The sequence below is a fragment of the Kitasatospora sp. NEAU-CNBT7 genome, assembly GCF_057220535.1.
Genome location: NZ_JBXQQB010000059.1, coordinates 1 through 17,154, shown reverse-complemented (window position 1 = coordinate 17,154; position 17,154 = coordinate 1). Strand labels below are relative to the sequence as shown.

Here is a 17,154-nt window from a genome sequence, read left to right as displayed (position 1 = left end):
TCCCCGTTACCGTCTTCACGGCCCCGCAACGGGGTTCCCGGCCTCCCGGCCCGGCATGACTTGCGCCCCCAGTCGATCATGATCGAAAAGGTGGTGTCACCGGGCTCGGAGGCGTTGGCAGACCGCTGATGAGGGGCTTGAGCGCCGGATCCCGGACCGGGTGAGGCAGGCTCTCCGTAACGTGGATGCCGGCACGCCGATGCCGCAGGGCCGGGGAGAGCGAGACCTGGGGAGGGCCTGTTGACCAGCACCGACGGCATAGATCTCTATCTCGGACTGGACGTCGGCAAGGGCGAACACCACGCGACCGCGCTGACCCCGGCCGGCAAGAAGGTCTTCGACCGGGCACTGCCCAACAGCGAGCCCAGGCTCCGTGAGCTGTTCACGAGACTGCACGCCAAGCACGGGACCGTACTCGTGGTGGTCGACCAGCCAGCCAGCGTCGGGGCCCTGCCGCTGGCCGTCGCCCGCGACACCGGCTGCCGCATCGCCTACCTGCCCGGCCTGACCATGCGCCGGATCGCCGACCTCTATCCCGGCGAGGCGAAGACCGACGCCCGCGACGCACACGTCATCGCGGACGCCGCCCGCACCATGCCGCACACCCTGCGCGACCTGGTACCCAGCGATGAGACCGTCGCCGAGCTCGAGATGATCGCCGGATGCGACGACGGCCTCGCGGGCGAATCGACGAGGATCAAGAACCGCCTGCGCGGCCTGCTCACCCAGATCCACCCGTCCCTCGAGCGCGTCCTGGGTCCACGACTGGACCACCCGGCCGTCCTCACCCTCCTCGAACGCCACGGCTCCCCGGCCCAGTTGAGGAAGGCAGGCCGCCGGCGACTGGTCACGCTGTTGCGGCCCAGGGCCCCGCGGATGGCCGAGCGCCTGGTCGAGGACATCTTCACCGCCCTCGACGAGCAGACCGTCGTCGTCCCCGGCACCGAGGCCGCCGCGCTGATCGTCCCCAGCCTCGCCACCTCGCTGACCGCGCTCCTCGACCAGCGCAGACTCCTCGCCGCGAGGATCGAGGAACTGCTGCAGGCCCACCCTCTTTCCCCGGTCCTGACCTCGATGCCCGGCATCGGGATCAGGACCGCCGCCCGGATCCTCGTCGACGTCGGCGACGCGAAGACCTTCCCGACCGCCGGCCACCTGGCCGCCTACGCGGGCCTGGCGCCCGTCACCCGCGCCTCCGGATCGTCCATCCGCGGCGAGCACCCCTCACGGAGGGGAAACAAGCAGCTCAAGCGGGCCTTCTACCTCGCCGCGTTCGCCTCACTGTCCCAGCCCGAGTCACGCGCCTACTACGACAAGAAGCGGCGACAGGGCAAACACCACGTCGCCGCCCTCGTCTGCCTGGCCCGCAGACGCATCGACGTCCTGTTCGCCATGCTCAGAGACGGCACCCTCTACCAGCCCCCGACCGCCGTCATCGGTTGACGAAGACTATAGGGGCACCTTTTGAGCGCCCTGATGTGGGAGCCGTCGATCGCGCAATCGTCCATGTCCAGGCCGCCGTTGGCCCGCAGCTCGACCGGCAGGGCCTCGTGCAGCTGCGGCCAGACGCCGGCCTCGGTCCAGTCCCGCAGTCGACGCCAGGCAGTCACACCTGAGCAGCCCACGGCGTCCGCGGGAACATCGCGCCAGGCGACACCGGTTCGCAGCACGTACATCACACCCGCGAGTGCCGCCCGGTCCGGGACGCGCAGTCGCCCGGGATAGCGCCGCCGCCGCTCGGGAGCGGGTGGCAGCAGCGGAGCGACACGCTCCCACAGACCGTCCGGAACAAGATCAGCACGCACCCAGACACCCTGCCGACCAAGATCACCTGAGCGCAAGACCCTGAGCTCAAGTCATTCTGAAACGATCAGTCGCTCCGAGTTCCCGAGCGATCTCGGTGACGTTCCGATGCGGCGAGGACCGGACGAGAGCGATTGCGTCCCGCTTGAACTCAGCCGTGTACCGCTTGCTCATGTTGCTCTTGCCACTCACTACCTGGACTGCTTCCTCCGGGACCCAATCGTCCCAGTATCAGGCTGTCCAGCTCAGCGGGGAAACTTCATGGTGTACCTGCGCAAGCACGACACCCTCACGCAGATCGCCGCCGGCTTCCGGACCGGCGTCGGCACCACCCACGCCCACGTCCACCAGGACACCGACCTCCTGGCCCGCCGTGCCCCCGGCCTGTCCCGGGCCCTGCGCAAGGCCGACGCCGAATACGTCCTGGTCGACGGAACCTCGCCGAGTGCGACCGCGTCGGCGACGGCCGGGCCGACTACTCGGGCAAGCACCGCCGCCACGGCGTGAACCTGCAGGTCATCACCGGTCCCGACGGGCAGGGTCGTGTGGATCTCGCGTGCCCTTGCCGGTCGCACCCACGACCTGACCGCGGCCCGTACCCACCGCATCGTGAAGACCTGCGTCAGACTCCGTGTCCCGGCCCTGACCGACATGGCCTACACCGGCGCGGGCAGCATGTTCGCCGTGCCGACCAGACGCCCGCCCCGCAAAGAGCTCACAGCCGGGCAGAGATCGGTCAACCGGGCCCACGCCCGACTGCGACACCCCGTCGAACGCGGCGTGGCCACCGTCAAACGCCGGCGCACCTTCCGCCACGCCCGCTGCAGCCCGAACCGCCTGACGTCAGCCTCCAAGGCGGTCCCCACCCTGGAGAGGCAACGCTGAAAAGGCTCACTGCCAGCAGCACAACCACAACCACGCCCGGCTCCGAGCACCCGACGAACACGCCTCCGCCCAACTGAAGGCCTGGAAAGCCTTCAGCAAAGCGCTGCTCGACCAACCGCATCAGCCGCCTGATCGCCGCCGTCCACACCCCATGATCCACAGCCCTGCGACCAGCGAAACCCCAGGAGGAAAGAGGCTCAGTGCCCCGGGAGCGTCGCCACACGTTCACCGAGCCGCCCCGGCGCACCCGCCGCGGTGTGAAGCGATCACCTGCCGTCACTCACACCCGCGAGAAACCTGATGGGAAATCAACGGCAAGTTGACCTTCGGGCGTTCGGCCGTGCTGCGGGTGCCGCGCTCACCAGGACATCGAGCAGGTCGGGATAGGGCAGGCCTGCTGCCTCCCAGATCCGGGGGAACTGCGAGTCGACGGTGAAGCCCGGGAACGTGTTCACCTCGTTCACGACCGGTTCGAGGCCCTCGGAGACGAAGAAGTCCACGCGGAGCATCCCCGAGCAGTCGAGTGCGTCGAAGGCCCGAAGTGCCAGTTCCCGCAGCTGGTCCGCGGTCTCGGCGGGCAGGTCCGCAGGCACCTCCAGCACCGTGGAGCCGTCTCGGTACTTGGCGTCGTAGTCGAGGAACGGCCGGCCTCCTGTGGCGCGGGTTTCCAGTGGCGGGCCCACCTCGATGCGGCCGTCCGCGAACTCCAGGACCGCCACGCCGATCTCCCTGCCTTGCACGGCCTGCTCCACCAGGACCTTGCCGTCCCAGGCCCGTGCGCTCTCCAAAGCCGGCTCCAGCCGGTCCCAGGTCTCCACCCGGGTCACCCCCAGGCTCGACCCGGCCCGCGCGGGTTTGACGAACACCGGCAGGCCGAGCCGCCTGCGATCGTGTCCCGCGACGGTGCCGTCAAGGTCCGTCAGCACCACCGAGTCGGCCACTGCGAGCCTGGCCTGGGACAAGATCCGTTTCGAGACGTCCTTGTCCATGCCCGCCGCCCCGGCGAGCACCCCGTTGCCGACGTACCGCACACCCAGGTGCTCGAGCATCCCCTGGATCGTCCCGTCCTCCCCGTGGGGCCCGTGGAGGACCGGGACGACGACATCCGCACCGCGGAGCACGGGCAGCGCCTCCACCAGGCTCGCCCAGGGCGTCACGTCCCGCGCCGGAGTGGTGCGGATGAGCGCCGGCGCGCCCCAGTGGCCCGCCGGCAGCTCCTGCGGCCCGGGGACCCACTCGCCGTCGATGGTGATACGGACCGGCCTGACCGCGTAGCGCGCCCGGTCAAGATGGCTCACGATGGCAGCCGCCGACGCCACCGACACCTCGTGTTCCCCGTTCCTGCCTCCGAAGAGCACGACTACCTGGATCCTGCGGTCCTTGGGCATCGACATTCCTGTCCGTCACATCACGCGCGTCCGGTGCGGCGCACCTCTCCATCACACGCCCCGGTAGGCGGTCGGAGCGGAGCCGACCGGCGGACCGAGGGGCCGGAGTGCTGGGGTCCCAGGCCGACCGCGCGATCGTTCCTGCCATCCGCTGATCGAAGGACCCCGTCCGCCACCGCCACCGGTGACGGTGGACCGGCAGGGGCGACGGGCGGGCCGGCAGACGATCGTCGGTGCGGCGGCGCCCTCGCCGTGCGCCGCGTCCGCGGCCGATACCGACGAACGGAGCCTGTTGTGATCCCGATGTCCCTACGCGCGATCTGCGATGCCGTCGGAGGCGTGCTGCACGGGGCCGCGGACCCGGACGCCCAGGTCCTCGGCCCGGTGGTCATCGACTCGCGTCTGGTGGAGCCTGGTTCGTTGTTCGCGGCGCTGCCGGGCGGGCGGACGGACGGACACCTTTTCGCCGCGAATGCCGTCGCCGGCGGCGCGGTGGCAGTCCTCGCGGAGCGCGAGGTACCGGCTCCGGCCATCGTCGTTGCGGACGTGCGCGCGGCGCTCGGTGCGCTGGCACGGGAGGTTGTGGCGCAGCTGGATCGGACCACCGTCGTGGGTGTCACCGGGTCCACCGGTAAGACGGGCACCAAGGACCTGCTCGGTCAGCTGCTGGCCTCCTGCGGCCGGACGGTGGCCACACCGGGTTCCTTCAACAACGAGATCGGTCTGCCGCTGAGCGCGCTCGGGGCCTGCCGTGACACCCGTTTCCTCGTCCTGGAGATGGGGGCCTGCCACCGCGGTGACATCAGCTACCTGACCGGGATCGCTCCTCCAAGGGTCGGGGTGGTGACCAACGTCGGTACCGCCCACATCGGCGACTTCGGCGGACAGGCCGCGATAGCGGCCGGAAAGGCCGAACTCGTCGAAGCGCTTCCCTCCGACGGGCTGGCCGTTCTCAACGCCGACGACCCGAACGTCGCGGCGATGGCGTCCCGTACCCGGGCGCGGGTCATGACGTTCGGCCATAACCGTGGTGATGTACGGGTGCACGATGTCGAGGTCGACGCAGATGCCCGCCCCACGTTCACTCTCCAGTACGAAGGACACTGCGAACGCGTGGCGTTGGACCTGCACGGCTCCCATCACACCGCCAACGCGGCGGCGGCGGCGGCGGCAGTGCTGGGCCTCGGCGCGGACCTGGCCCAGGTCGCCGACGAGCTTCGGCGTGCCCGTCGGCTGACGCCGGGCCGGATGGAGATCACGACCCGCCGTGACGGGGTGACCGTGGTTAACGATGCTTTCAACGCCAACCCGCACTCGATGGCTGCGGCCCTGGAAGCGCTCACCGCTCTCGCGGGCGGGCGTCGACGTCCGGTCGCGGTCCTGGGCGAGATGCGTGGGCTCGGCGAGGATTCGCCCGGCCATCATGTGGAACTCGGCCGGCAGGTCGCGCGTGCCGGCGTGGCTGAGCTGGTGGCCGTCGGCGGCGCGGACGCGGCCCTGACGGCCCGGGCGGCGGCCGAGGCAGGCACGGTGGTCACCCTGGTGCCCGATGGCGATGCCGCTCTCGAACATCTCCGCTGCCATACCCGCCGGGACGACGTCATCCTGCTGAAGGCCTCCCACGTGGTAGGTCTGGAGGACACTGCGGCGCGGCTCGTGGCCCTCTCATGAGCCGGCGTTGCAGATCCTTCGCCGGCCCGCCGGCCGAGCACGGCGACGGGCTCACCCAGCGCGGCGCACTGCGCCTGGTCGTGGCGGGCGGCGGGTCGGGGGGGCACGTCTACCCCGCCCTCACCACCGTCGGCGCCGTGCACAGGTATCTCGTTCGTCGGGGGGTTGCTCTCGACACCGTCTGGTACGGGACTGAGGGGGGCATCGAGGCTGCGGTGGCAGTCGAGAACGGCCTGTCCTTCCGCGCACTGGCGGCCGGCAAGATCCATCGTTCGTTGCGGCCGGCCCGGGTCCGGGACACCATCGTGGGACTGGCCCGGGTTCCGAGGGGAGTTCTCCAAGCCGCTATCGGGCTCTTGCGGTGCCGCGCGGACGTGGTGCTGGCCACCGGGGGGTACGCCGCTGTGCCCACCGGTCTCGCCGCCTGGCTGACCCGTACGCCGCTGATCGTCCATGAGCAGACCAGCACGCTCGGGCTGGCCAACCGCCTCCTCGCGCGGATGGCTGCCGATGTGGCGGTCACCCACCGGGCCTCGGTCGAGGCGCTGCCGCCCCGGGTGCGGAAGCGGGCGACCGTGACCGGGAATCCGGTCCGTCCGGAGTTGCTCGGCGGCAATCGTGCGGCAGGACGTAGCCGGTACGGTTTCCGTCCCGAGCTGCCGCTGGTGTACGTGACCGGTGGTTCCCTGGGGGCCGATCAGATCAACGTGCTGGTCGCGGCGGTCTTGCCGGGTCTCCTCGGCCGGGCACAGGTCCTGCATCAGTGCAGCCCGGCGGCATTCGAGCGGTGTGCCGATGTCGCGGGCGCGTTGCCCGCCGATCTGGCCGGGCGCTACCGGCTCGTCCCCTACGTCTCCCAGGAGCTGGCCGACGTCTACGCGGCAGCTGACCTGGTCATCTGCCGTTCGGGGGCCGGGACGCTCGCGGAACTGACCGCTCTCGGCAAACCGGCCGTGCTCGTCCCGATGGTGCCCAGCGCCGCACACGAGCAGCAGCGCGGCGCCGAGACCCTGCAACGGGCTGGCGCTGCACGGGTGCTGATCGGGGCCGAGGCGACGCCGCAGCGGCTGCTGGCGGAGGTGACCGCGCTGCTCGGCGACGACGAGCGGCGCCGTGCCATGGGCCGGGCCGCACGGGCGATGGGGCACCCCGATGCTGCGGAGCGGCTCGCCGAGCTCACCGTCCGCCGGGCCGGCGCCGGCCGTTCTTCCTGAGCGGCACCCGGTCCGGCGCCGGCCGCAGGTCTTTTCAGCAGGCCCGGTGGCAGCAGGAGCTGCCTGCCCGGTGGTAGTGGCGGGGTACCTTGGTTCCGACTGCGGTCAGCACGTCGGGTGTGGTGGTACCGGCCCAGCGTGCCCATTCGGCTGCTGTCGGCTCCCCCAGGTCGCCGGGGCCGAAAACCACCACCGGATGCGGTACCGCCGGGCTGAGCTGTCCGGCGTCGACGACACACTGTTCCATCATGATCCGTCCGGCCACGGGGCGGCGGCGGCCGGCCACCCAGACCTGACCGGCGCCGGAGGCGGCCCTGGGCAGGCCATCCGCGTAGCCGAGGGGCATCAGCAGCAGAGTCCCGGCCTCCGGGGTGCGGTAATCGTGCCCGTACGAAACTCCCGTACCGGCCGGCACCTGTCGGCCTCCGATGGCCCGGCTGCGTAGTGTCATCGCCGGCTTGAGGCCGAAGGTCCGGCCGGCCACCGGTTCGATGCCGTAGATGCCGAGTCCTGCACGCACCAGGTCGTAGCGGGTCTCGGGCACGACGAGGGCCGCAGCGGAGTTGGCCAGGTGCCTCAGCTCCGGACGCAGTCCTGCCTCCCGCCCCGTCCCGACGGCACGGTCGAACACCTGGATCTGGGCGGCCGTCGTGGGATGGTCGGGGCCGTCGACCTCGACGAGGTGCGACCAGAGCCCGCGGACCCGGATCAGTCCGCGTCGTTCGTGGTCCCGCGCGGCCCGTACCAGGGCCGGCCACTCGAGGGGCGTGGCGCCGCAACGGCGCAGGCCGGTGTCGACCTCCAGGTGCACCTCCGCTCGTTGTCCGCAGCGGGCGGCGACGGCGGCAACGGCGTCGAGTTGGGCCGTTGAGGAAGCGGAGAGGTCCACCTTCGCCTCGATCGCGCCGGCGGTGTCCTCGCCTGGTCGCCTCATCCAGGCGAACACGGGTGTCTCGATCCCCGCTGCGCGAAGGGCGAGGGCTTCCCTGACGGAGGCCACCCCGAGCCAGCTCGCTCCGTGCTCCGATGCGGTGCGGGCGACCTCCTGTGCTCCGTGGCCGTACCCGTCCGCCTTGACCACGGCCATCAGGGTGGTCCCGCAACTCCTGACCAGGACACTCGTGTTGTGGGCCACTGCGTCCAGGTCGACCACTGCCTCCGCCGAGGCGTCCTCATCCCCGCACGGCGGATCGAGGTCGCGGATGCGGCCGCGGGACACCGTGTGCGGGACTACCGCGGTGGCGGAGCACGGTACGGGCCGAGGCTTCGTCTCGGACGTCATCTCATCTCCCGGGAGTCGGACCCGGTTACGGGTCCGGGCTCCGTGTGTGGTTGTTTCACCGGCTGCAAGGCAAGCTGCCTCGGAGCCCGCGGTCGGGAGCCGCCGGGGCTTGCCCCTGGCGGTCTGCCTGCACTTCGGCAGGAGCACCCACCGTCGGCGGGGCGAGGACCAGTCAACCCGACGACGGCACGGCCCTGCCTCGGCCGGTCGGTTGACGGGGCGGACGAGGCGGGCCGCATCCTGAGGATGCCGGGAGGCGACCGGGGTACTGGTCCGGGTCCTGGTATGACTGCGGTCAGTGGGCGAGTGCCAGTTCGGCGATCCGGAGGACGAGGAGGCCGAGTGCGACCACCAGGTACCCGCGCAGGGTGGCCAGGGCGACCTTGCGGCCGACGGAGATCCGGGCCCGGGGCAGCCTGTCCAGTGGCGGCATGCGCCACTGTTCCTTGGGCAGCGCTTCGGCCTGCTCCTGGGCCCCGTCCCTGTTGGCGGCTGGTGTGCGCTTCCGGTAGGCGTAGAGCGCTGCGACCGCGGCGGCCGCGGTGCAGCCTCCCATGATCGCCCCGATGGTGCCGGCGGTGATGCCGGGGAACAGCACCGCGGCGGTGAGGATCACCGACAGCGCGATCAGGACACCCACCACAAGGGAGGTGAAGATGTTCGTGCGTCGGCCGTTGGTCCAGGGTCCGAGGACCGCCTTGTCGTTGCACAGGAGCAGGAGGAACACCGATGCGGACGGCAGCAACACGCCGGCCAGGCTCTGCACACCCTCGGTGATCAGGCCGAGGGGCGATCCCGGGATCAGCACGATGGCGGAGGAGGCCAGGACGAGGGCGGCGAACAGGACGTAGAAGCTCTTCGCTCCGCGCACGCCGCGGTGCAGGGAGTGCTTGAGGTTGAAGACGTCGCCCAGTGCGTAGGCGGTGGAGAGCGAGACTGCGCTCGCACCGATGATCGAAGCATCCAGGAGTGCGATGGCGAAGAGCACTCCGGCCAGGCGTCCGGCGTGTGCTTCGATCCCGTGGGCAACAGCCGCCGCGTCGGTGAAGTGGCCGAACCCTGCGGTACCGGTGAACGCGGCGGCGGCGAACGCCATCATGGCAGTCCCGCCCACCACGACCAGGACGATGCCGATCCACAGGTCGGCCTTCTCGTAGGGGATGAATCGTGGGGTGATGCGCTTGTCGATGACGTAGGACTGCTGGAAGAACAGCTGCCAGGGTGCGACGGTGGTGCCGACGATGGCGATGATCAGCAGCATCACGTCCGAGATGGGGGCACCGGGCGGCAGCCCTGGCATCACCATGGCATGGACGGTGTGGGTGACCGAGGGGTGGCAGAGGAAGTAGACCGGGATGAGCAGCAGGGAGCCCAGGCACAGGGTGACTGCGGCACGTTCGAACCTGCGGAACGATCCTGTGCAGGCGGCCAGGATCACCACGGCGGCGGCGACGAGGACGCTCGGTACCTTGGGAAGTCCGAGATAGCCGGTGGCGAGTGTGACGCCGATGAACTCGGTGACGATGGTCAGGGCGTTGAGGATGAACAGGTCGATGACCGAGAAGGCGCCCCAGAAGCGGCCGAACCGCTCCAGGATGAGCCGGGCGTGACCGACTCCGGTGACCGCGCCCAGGCGCAGGACCATCTCCTGGTTCACGTAGAGCACCGGGACCAGCAGGAGCAGCGTCCACAGCAGATGGGTGCCGTAGTTCTGGCCCGCCTGGGTGTAGGTGGCGAACGCGCCGGCGTCGTTGTCGCCGACCATCACGATGAGTCCTGGCCCGATGATCGCGAGCAGGGTCTTGAGCCGGACGGACTTCCCGCGTCGGGGGCCCGTGTCGTTCACTTTGATCGTTCCCAGCGCGCCCCGGATGTCGCCGAGGTGGGCGTCGTCGAGGACCGCGCTGGGAACAGGGGACGTGGCTGCGGCCCGCGGCGGGCCGGTGCGTGTGGTCAGATCGATCATGGTGGTTCCTCACCCCGAGGGGACGGGTGTCAGGGACACGGCTGCGAGGCCGTCGCTCTCCCCGAAGCGGAACCTGGAGAAGGCACCTCATGGCCGGCGGCCAGTCAGGGGGCTGCGGACGGCACGGTGGTGCGGCGCGTCGGCGGATGCAGGAGGACGGGGCCGGGGTATGGGCCACTGCGGCTTTGCCGCACGCGATCACCTCCTGTTCGGCTGGCCTGGTCACCGGTCGGCGTGGGTGAGGTTAGGGAGTCCCGGGGCATGCGGTCCGAGTCGGCGTGCCCCGGGGAGCTCTCTTCCACCGTGCCCGTGCGCAGGGCTGTGGGCCGTCCTCCGAACGGCGGGGCGGACCGGCCCATCGGTGTTCCCCCGATCGGTGAGCAGCCTCGTTCCGGCCCGGGTCCCGTTCGTGCCCGGGACGGGCCGGGAGGCCGGGCACGGCAGGACCTGGCCCGGGAGGCGTCGGCGGCGGACGGGGCCGGTCCGGGGTTCAGGCCGCCGTGCTGGACTCGTCGGCCAGGCCGGACTCGTCGGGTGTGGGCACCGCGCCCCGGCCCCAGGGGACCTCGACCGTCGCGAGCGTTCCGCGCGGCTGCCGTCGCTGCAGTGCGAACCGGCCTCCCGCACTCTCGATGCGCATCCGGTGGGAGGAGACGCCGATGTGGCCGGATCCCAGGCTGTTGGCCATGGCGTCGGCGGAGATGCCCACCCCGTCGTCAGCCACCCGTAGTGTCACCACGTCCTCGGTGATGAGCAGCTCGATCTCCACTCGGGAGGCATGGGCGTGCTTGACGGTGTTCATGAGCAGTTCGCGGCCGCAGCGGAAGACGATCTGGTCGGCGTCGGTCGGCCCTGTGCCCTCGCACCGGTAGTCGATGTCGAAGCCTCCCCGGGTCGCGGCCGATTCGGCGACCAGACGCAGCGCGCGGTCCAGTCCGACGTTGATCAGGATGTCGGAGTTGAGCTCGACAACTGAGGACCTCAGTTGTCGGGCTGCGTCGACCAGGCATTCCCGGGCCCGGTCCGCCACCTGGGCGAGGATCTCCTTGCCGTGGCTCCCGGTGGCGATGATGTCCTCGAGGTCGATCATGTCCTGTTTGGCGGAGAGGACGCTCTGCAGGGCTCCGTCGTGGAGGACTTCGGAGATCCGCCCGCGTTCCTTCTCCTCCAGGGTCATCATCCGGCTGAGGATCTGGGAGCGCTGGTGGGCCAGCAGGGCGATCTCGCCGACTCTGACGCGTTGCAGCCATGAGGTGATCGCACAGGCGGTCCCGATCAGGAGGATGAACCCTGCGTGGACCACCACCGCGCGCCAGTCGCGTGGATCACTCGCATCGAGTGCGCCCGCGACGTACGCTGCTGCTGACACCACCCCGGATGCCATGGTGAGGGCCGGCTGGAGCTGGAACGAGGCCGTTACGGGGACCAGGAAGTACAGGTCGTTGAAGAGCGATGCGTAGGGTGATTCGACGGATGGGAACCCTCCGACGACGGAGAGTGCGAGTGTGATCGCCACCAGGTCCACCACCGTGGCGGCGAACCCGATCCAGAGCAGGGCTTTTCCTCTCATGCCGACGGCCGCGAGCCCCACCGAGACGACCAGGTAACACGCCATGATGGTGTAGACCTCTGTGGCGCCGTTGACGATCGGCAGCCACAGCAGGCTCAGGCAGACGAGGGCCAGCACGATGGTGACCCTCAGGACGATCTGGATCCGCAGCGCCCGAAGGCTGCTCTCCCGCACCTGAGCCGCCAGGAGCTCCTTCGCGTGAGCCGCCGACCATGCCTCGTACGTGGACGGGACGATCATCGCCTTGATCCGACGGTGCCACATGGGGCCTCCAGGCGCAGGGAACACAGGTCCCCCCTTCTGTGCATTATCGGCGGTCTAGGGGTGCTCCGCGGGGGCAGGGGCGGCAGCCCCGCCCGGGAACACAATTGGCACACGCACAGTGGCGGTACGTCACATCTGCCCTTTTCGTTTCCCGTATGGCCAGGACCGGGCCGCACGGGACACGCGAGGCTGTGGGTATGCCCCGGGATGCAAGGGACAGGTACAGGAGGAGAGGACCGCTATGCCGCAGGCCGACTTATCGTGGATCGGGCCGGGATTTGCTATCGATTTCGTGGCCCGGCCCCGGCCCAAGAGCATGCGTGAGCTCTTGCTGAAGAAGAACGAGGACTGGCAGGGCCTGTTCGTCCTGTGGCTGACCAGGGGGCCCGCTCCGGCGGACGAGCCCACCAGGAAGCGAGTCCGCGCGGACTTTCTGACGGTGCGCGAGAGGGCGCAGCGTCAGAAGGTCGATGCCGGGGCGCTGCGCCGGTTCGACCAGCTGGTGGATTCCTTCCTGGTGTCGTGTCTGGAGGTTCGGGGGGAGATCGCCCGCCGTGACGCGGATGCGGAGCGGCAGTTGCGGAAGCACTCGGCGAAGAAGCCCTCCCGCGCCGAGGTCCGGGAGTTCCGGGAGCTGACACGCAAGGCGGAGGCGGTCACGGGTGGCGGACCGGCGGATGCCCGGCAGCTCGTGAACCGGGTCTCGCTGGAGATCCTTGCTCACACCAAGACCGTCAAGCCCGCTCTCTTCGATATGTACGCGGCTGTGCGGGATCTGCCGGAGTGGACAGGTGCCGCCCCGGCCCTGGCATCGCTGAGGGCTGCCGCTCAGAGTCTGGCGACCGATGAGTCGAAGCTGCGCGAGTGCCAGCAGGCTTACGGCGAGAATCCGGGCTCCGCCGAGAAGCGCGGGGCTCTGACCAAGGCGCTGAACAACTACTACGGCACGTACGTGTTCCTTTGCAAGGCCACGGCGGCGGTCAGCAAGGGCTTCGCAGGCTGGGCCGAGGGCGAGACGCAGAGGAAACTCAAGGAGAACTTCGCGACGCGCCACCGGAAGATCAACGGCTGTCTCCTGGCCCTGGACACCCTGGTCACCGGGCTGCGGGTTGGGTTGGCGGTCATAGGCGTGGCTGGCGTGGCGACGGGCAACCCTGCGGTCGCGGCGCTGACGGCGGCCGCCTCGACCGGTCTGAGCATCGCCCTGGAGGTGATCCGGGAGCTGACCATCAAGGCAGTGACCCGCGAAGAGGCCAAGGACCCGAGGGTCATCCGCGAGCATCTGGGCCACGTCTACCAGCACTGGGCGGGAACACCGGACAAGACGGGTATGCAGACAGTAGCTGACTACGCCACCCGGGCGGCCAGGCTCGCCGGCCCGGCAATCAACGCCGTGGCCGGCAGCCCGGCGACCAAAGCCCTGCCCCTGCTCGGTGAGGTCGCGGCAGTGGGTTCGCTCAGCGTCAGGTACTACGAACAGTTCAACCCCAAGGAGCTGGTCAAGGTGGGGGGCGCCGACAAGCTGCTCAAAATGTTCGACCTGGCCTACGGCCATCCGAAGGACACAAGTCCGGACGAAATCGTGGTGAGCAGCCTGGATCCGCTCTCAGGGGCGATCCGGGCGAAGGTTGGAGGTGTCGAGGGGACCCTCGTGGACGGCCGCTTCACGCCGGACAGTTCGTTTCCTGCCTATCAGGCTGCGGCCCGCTCGTGGCTCAGGAGCGAAGCCGGGATTCCGGTGGTCCGCGTTGACTCGAGGATCTACACCCTCCAGATGGGGCTGGCGATCTTCGATCCGGCGGACGCCCAATCCGTCCTGGAGGCCACGTCCGTTTGGGTCGAGGACCTTGAGAACGGATGGCAGGTGCGCGGCTACTTCCGAGGCGGGGGCGAGATTGTGGACATCACGTCCACGCTGCTGCCCGAGGGGAGCATACGGGCGACGTCCAGATCGGTGGTGGGGTACGCCACGTGCTACGAGAGCGCCTTCGGGAAGATGTACTTCAGGGTGCAAGACCCCGCCCTGTACGCGAAGCTCGCCGGATACCTCCAACAGGATAACTTCCTGAAGGGTCTGACAGAGGCTCTCAAAGCGCAGTTCCCGGAGGAGAACAAGACGAAGTTCGACATCTACGAGGAAGGTGACCGCATCTGGGCCGGTGTCCTGAACGACCCCCAGGCCATGGACGCGAGGATCGATTTTGACTGACGGCCCCACGGACAGACGCCGCACACGGCTCGTACGGCTGCCCCGCAGGGCAGGGAAGCTGAGCGCCGGGTCGCCATACTCGGGTGGTGCGGCCACAGCACCCTGCTGATACGGCCTGGCCGCGGGGGAAGAAGGACCGGATGAAGGGCAAACCGTCGTGCAGCCGAGCACAGCCTCCAGGACCTGCCTCGGGCCGCCGGGCCCGATCAAGGAACGGCGCCGCATCGATCTGAGCGCGACCCAGGTCGTGGCCAGCGCGCTGGCGACGGTGGCCGGGGCGGTGTGCGCCTCGGGGCTGGGGGTGTACGGGACCGTTGCGGGCGCCGCCGTGGTCTCCACAGGTGCCACGGCGGGGGCTCCGTTGTTCCAGCATCTGTTCGGCAAGGCCACGGAGCGGATGGGCCGGTTCCTTCGCCCCGTGCGGTCGGGCCGGGAGGCGGTGCCAGGCTCCGTGCCGGTGGGTGAGTGGAGTGCCCCGCAGGTGTTGCGGGCGCGGCGGCGCCTGAACCGGTGGTCCCTCGGTGCGGCATCCGTGCTGATCTTCGCCCTGGCGATGGTGCCGATCCTCGCGGTGGAAGTGATGGCGGGGGAGCCCATGCACAACATCACCACCGGGCAGAGCGGGTCGGGCAACTCTCTCCTGCCCGGTCCCCCGTCCGGTGGGCGGTCGCCCGCGCCGCCCGCGGACGAGGACCGGCCCGCCTCGCAGGGACCGGGGGGGCCGCAGTCGCCCGCTGCCTCTTCGTCCGCGGACGCCGGTGCGCGCGGCGCCGGGGCTGTGGATTCCTCCTCCCCTGCACAGGACCGCTCCGCTGGGGTGCGCCCCTCGGCATCGGCTCCGGTCTCCCCTTCCTCCGGGCCCTCCTCCCCGGCCGACGGTGCGGGGAACTCACCCGGGGCTCCATCGGAGCCGTCCTCGCACTCCCCCTCGTCGGGTGCCGCCGAAGAACGCGACGGCACCGGGGTGGGCTCGACGGCCTCGTCCGGCGCCCGCTGACTGCCGCCTCCGGAAGGCGGGCCGACCGCCTCGGGCGGCACAGCCCGTGCGGCCGCGATCTTACCTTGACTCTGTCGGGGATCTTGGAGATGCCAGTCAGGTTCCCAGGGTTCGCCAGGATTTGGACCGGGGTATTTCGCGCTGGTCGAGGTAGTGCTGGAAGGCAGTCGGTTGCCGGGACGTGGGCGCTTCTTCGGCCGGTGGCGGTCCGCTGAGGCGCTCGATGTTGACGGCGATGGCTGTCAGGACGTGCTGGATGTGGGCTTTCCCTTGTCCTCGGTAGCGGCAGCGTCGCATGCCGTGGCCGTGGGCGAACTCGTTGACCGTGCCTTCCACTCCGGAGCGGACCGCGTAGCGTGCTTTCCATTCGGGTGTCTGTTGCTCGGTACGGACGCGGAGTTGCAGGTCACGGAGTTCTCGCGGGGGAAAGCCCACGGTGCGGGCGCTGTCGGCGGTGGAGGTGCACTGGGTGCGGGCCGGGCAGGGGCGGCACTGGCTCTTGGTGAACCTGGCCACGATCAGTGGGGCCGCGGTGGGTGAGGAGGTCGGATAGGGGCCGTGCCGGCCCGCGCTGACCTGCCCCTGGGGACACGTGACCTGCTGATGGTCGTAGTCGATGTGGAAGTCGTCCCGAGCGGAGCCCTCGCCTCGGCGGTGCTGGCGGGTGGGGTTGCTCCGCAGCGGCCCGGAGAGGGTGACCTGGTGTTCACGCGCGGCTTGTTCCAGGTGGGGCAGGGAGGTGTAGCCGGCGTCGACCAGGTGCTCGGCGGGCAGCAGGCCGCGGCGGGCCAGGCGGGTGTGGATGCCGGGCAGGACCTGACTGTCGTGGGTGGTGGCCGGCGTGGTGGCCACGTCCGTGATCACGTTGGGGCTGTTGGGAGCGCAGGTCTCCGTCAGATGGGCGGCGAAACCCTTCCAGCTGATGATGTGCCCGTGCCTCGCATGGCGGGCTGAGGTGTCGTAGGGAGAGACGACCGCCCGGGACGAGGGTGGCAGCCCGGGTCCGCCTTCCTTCTCGGCGGTGCGCCGGCGCAGTCGGCCTGCCTGGTCACGGTGGTAGTTCTGCACCATGATCTGGCGCAGGGCCTGGGCGCGAGGGCGGGGGGTGCGGCCTGCTCCGTGCCGGTGGAGGTGTTCCAGGAGCCGGACGGCGTCGTTGCCGGTGGCGATGATCCTGGTCGTGGGCTTGGTGGGGTTCTTGCCCAGGCGGACCGGCCGGCCGTAGCGGTGCCCCCACTCCTCATCGACCAGTTCGTCCAGCAGGTGAGGGGAGGTGCCGGCGACTTCTTCGAGTGCGGCACGGACCGCCTCGGTGACCAGCTCCAGGCGGGTCAGGTCGCGCACCGCGGCCAGGACGTGGGTGGAGTCGGTGCGCTGCGTGGTGCGCTCGCGCACCAGTCCGGCCTCCGTGAGACGGGCCAGCGCGAGATCGAGGAGGCGATCCGCACGGTCGCCTTCGGCGAGACGGTCACGAAAGTCGGCCAGCACACTGTGGTGGAACCCGGGATCGTCCAGCTCCAGCGCCAGGGCGTACTTGAAGTCGATGCGGCAGCGGACCGTCTCGGCAGCCTGCCGGTCCGACAGGCCGAGCAGGAACTGCAGGACACAGACGGTGGCCAGTTCAGCAGGCGAGAGCCCCGGCCGCCCATCGCGGGGGTACCAGTCGGCGAAGTCCTCGTCGCGCCACAGCCCATCGAGGCGGTCGCGTACCCAGATCGCCGTCGTACCGCCCGGGTTGCTCGCCCGCGCGATCTGCGCGGTCAAAGAAGGGACTTGCTCACCGGAACGGGGGCGCAGGGACAACGGGCACCTCGACAGCTGCATCGGTCGGCGGAACTACCCGAGCATGCCCGTCGATCACGCTACCGCACCGAGGAACTCCAAGATCCCCGACAGAGTCAAGCT

10 protein-coding genes and 2 pseudogenes are annotated in these 17,154 nt (G+C 70.0%); 5 read left to right on the top strand and 7 right to left on the bottom strand.

Annotated elements, in window-relative coordinates; all coding sequences use genetic code 11:
- The first annotated feature begins 240 nt into the window (after positions 1 to 240).
- Positions 241 to 1,443 carry an IS110 family RNA-guided transposase gene (locus tag AC2TEW_RS36530; RefSeq protein ID WP_484627566.1) on the top strand — a complete coding sequence of 401 codons (1,203 nt, stop codon included), beginning with the start codon at positions 241 to 243 and terminating at the stop codon, positions 1,441 to 1,443.
- A 17-nt stretch (positions 1,444 to 1,460) separates the two neighbouring features.
- Here AC2TEW_RS36530 and AC2TEW_RS36525 read toward each other — a convergent pair.
- A pseudogene (locus tag AC2TEW_RS36525) lies at positions 1,461 to 1,805 on the bottom strand (transposase); the annotation flags it as partial.
- A gap of 46 nt (positions 1,806 to 1,851) precedes the next feature.
- A complete protein-coding gene (locus tag AC2TEW_RS36520) occupies positions 1,852 to 1,977 on the bottom strand; it encodes a transposase (protein ID WP_484627567.1) in 126 nt (41 codons plus the stop codon).
- Positions 1,978 to 2,064: 87 nt separating this feature from the next.
- Between AC2TEW_RS36520 and AC2TEW_RS36515 the strand changes: the two are divergent.
- Positions 2,065 to 2,688, top strand: a pseudogene (locus tag AC2TEW_RS36515) (transposase family protein); the annotation flags it as partial.
- A gap of 308 nt (positions 2,689 to 2,996) precedes the next feature.
- Here the strand turns inward: AC2TEW_RS36515 and AC2TEW_RS36510 are convergent.
- A complete protein-coding gene (locus AC2TEW_RS36510) occupies positions 2,997 to 4,076 on the bottom strand; it encodes a D-alanine--D-alanine ligase family protein (protein WP_484627565.1) in 1,080 nt (359 codons plus the stop codon).
- A gap of 294 nt (positions 4,077 to 4,370) precedes the next feature.
- Here AC2TEW_RS36510 and AC2TEW_RS36505 point away from each other — a divergent pair, with 294 nt between their 5' ends.
- Both AC2TEW_RS36505 and AC2TEW_RS36500 read left to right on the top strand, forming a co-directional pair.
- The gene (locus tag AC2TEW_RS36505) at positions 4,371 to 5,747 is read left to right on the top strand and encodes a UDP-N-acetylmuramoyl-tripeptide--D-alanyl-D-alanine ligase (protein ID WP_484627564.1); all 1,377 of its coding nucleotides are present in this window, start codon (positions 4,371 to 4,373) and stop codon (positions 5,745 to 5,747) included.
- Positions 5,744 to 6,961: a UDP-N-acetylglucosamine--N-acetylmuramyl-(pentapeptide) pyrophosphoryl-undecaprenol N-acetylglucosamine transferase gene (locus tag AC2TEW_RS36500; RefSeq protein WP_484627563.1), complete on the top strand. Its 1,218-nt coding sequence runs from the start codon at positions 5,744 to 5,746 to the stop codon at positions 6,959 to 6,961. Before AC2TEW_RS36505 ends, AC2TEW_RS36500 begins: the two co-directional genes overlap by 4 nt.
- Before the next feature lie 34 nt (positions 6,962 to 6,995).
- On the opposite strand, the gene alr is transcribed toward AC2TEW_RS36500, so the two are convergent.
- The 3 genes from alr to AC2TEW_RS36485 form a co-directional block, all read right to left on the bottom strand.
- A complete protein-coding gene (gene alr, locus AC2TEW_RS36495) occupies positions 6,996 to 8,243 on the bottom strand; it encodes an alanine racemase (RefSeq protein WP_484627562.1) in 1,248 nt (415 codons plus the stop codon).
- Between the two features lie 295 nt (positions 8,244 to 8,538).
- Positions 8,539 to 10,209 carry an NRAMP family divalent metal transporter gene (locus AC2TEW_RS36490; RefSeq protein ID WP_484627560.1) on the bottom strand — a complete coding sequence of 557 codons (1,671 nt, stop codon included), beginning with the start codon at positions 10,207 to 10,209 and terminating at the stop codon, positions 8,539 to 8,541.
- A gap of 490 nt (positions 10,210 to 10,699) precedes the next feature.
- Positions 10,700 to 12,043 (bottom strand): sensor histidine kinase, encoded by a 1,344-nt coding sequence (locus AC2TEW_RS36485; RefSeq protein ID WP_484627559.1) that lies wholly within the window; start codon positions 12,041 to 12,043, stop codon positions 10,700 to 10,702.
- A gap of 328 nt (positions 12,044 to 12,371) precedes the next feature.
- On the opposite strand from AC2TEW_RS36485, the gene AC2TEW_RS36480 reads away from it, so the two are divergent.
- Positions 12,372 to 14,252, top strand: coding sequence for a hypothetical protein (locus tag AC2TEW_RS36480; protein ID WP_484627558.1), 1,881 nt, complete (start codon positions 12,372 to 12,374; stop codon positions 14,250 to 14,252).
- A 1,093-nt stretch (positions 14,253 to 15,345) separates the two neighbouring features.
- Here AC2TEW_RS36480 and AC2TEW_RS36475 read toward each other — a convergent pair.
- Complete coding sequence (locus AC2TEW_RS36475) at positions 15,346 to 17,013, bottom strand: IS1182 family transposase (protein WP_484627405.1); 1,668 nt, start codon at positions 17,011 to 17,013, stop codon at positions 15,346 to 15,348.
- Positions 17,014 to 17,154 lie beyond the last annotated feature (141 nt).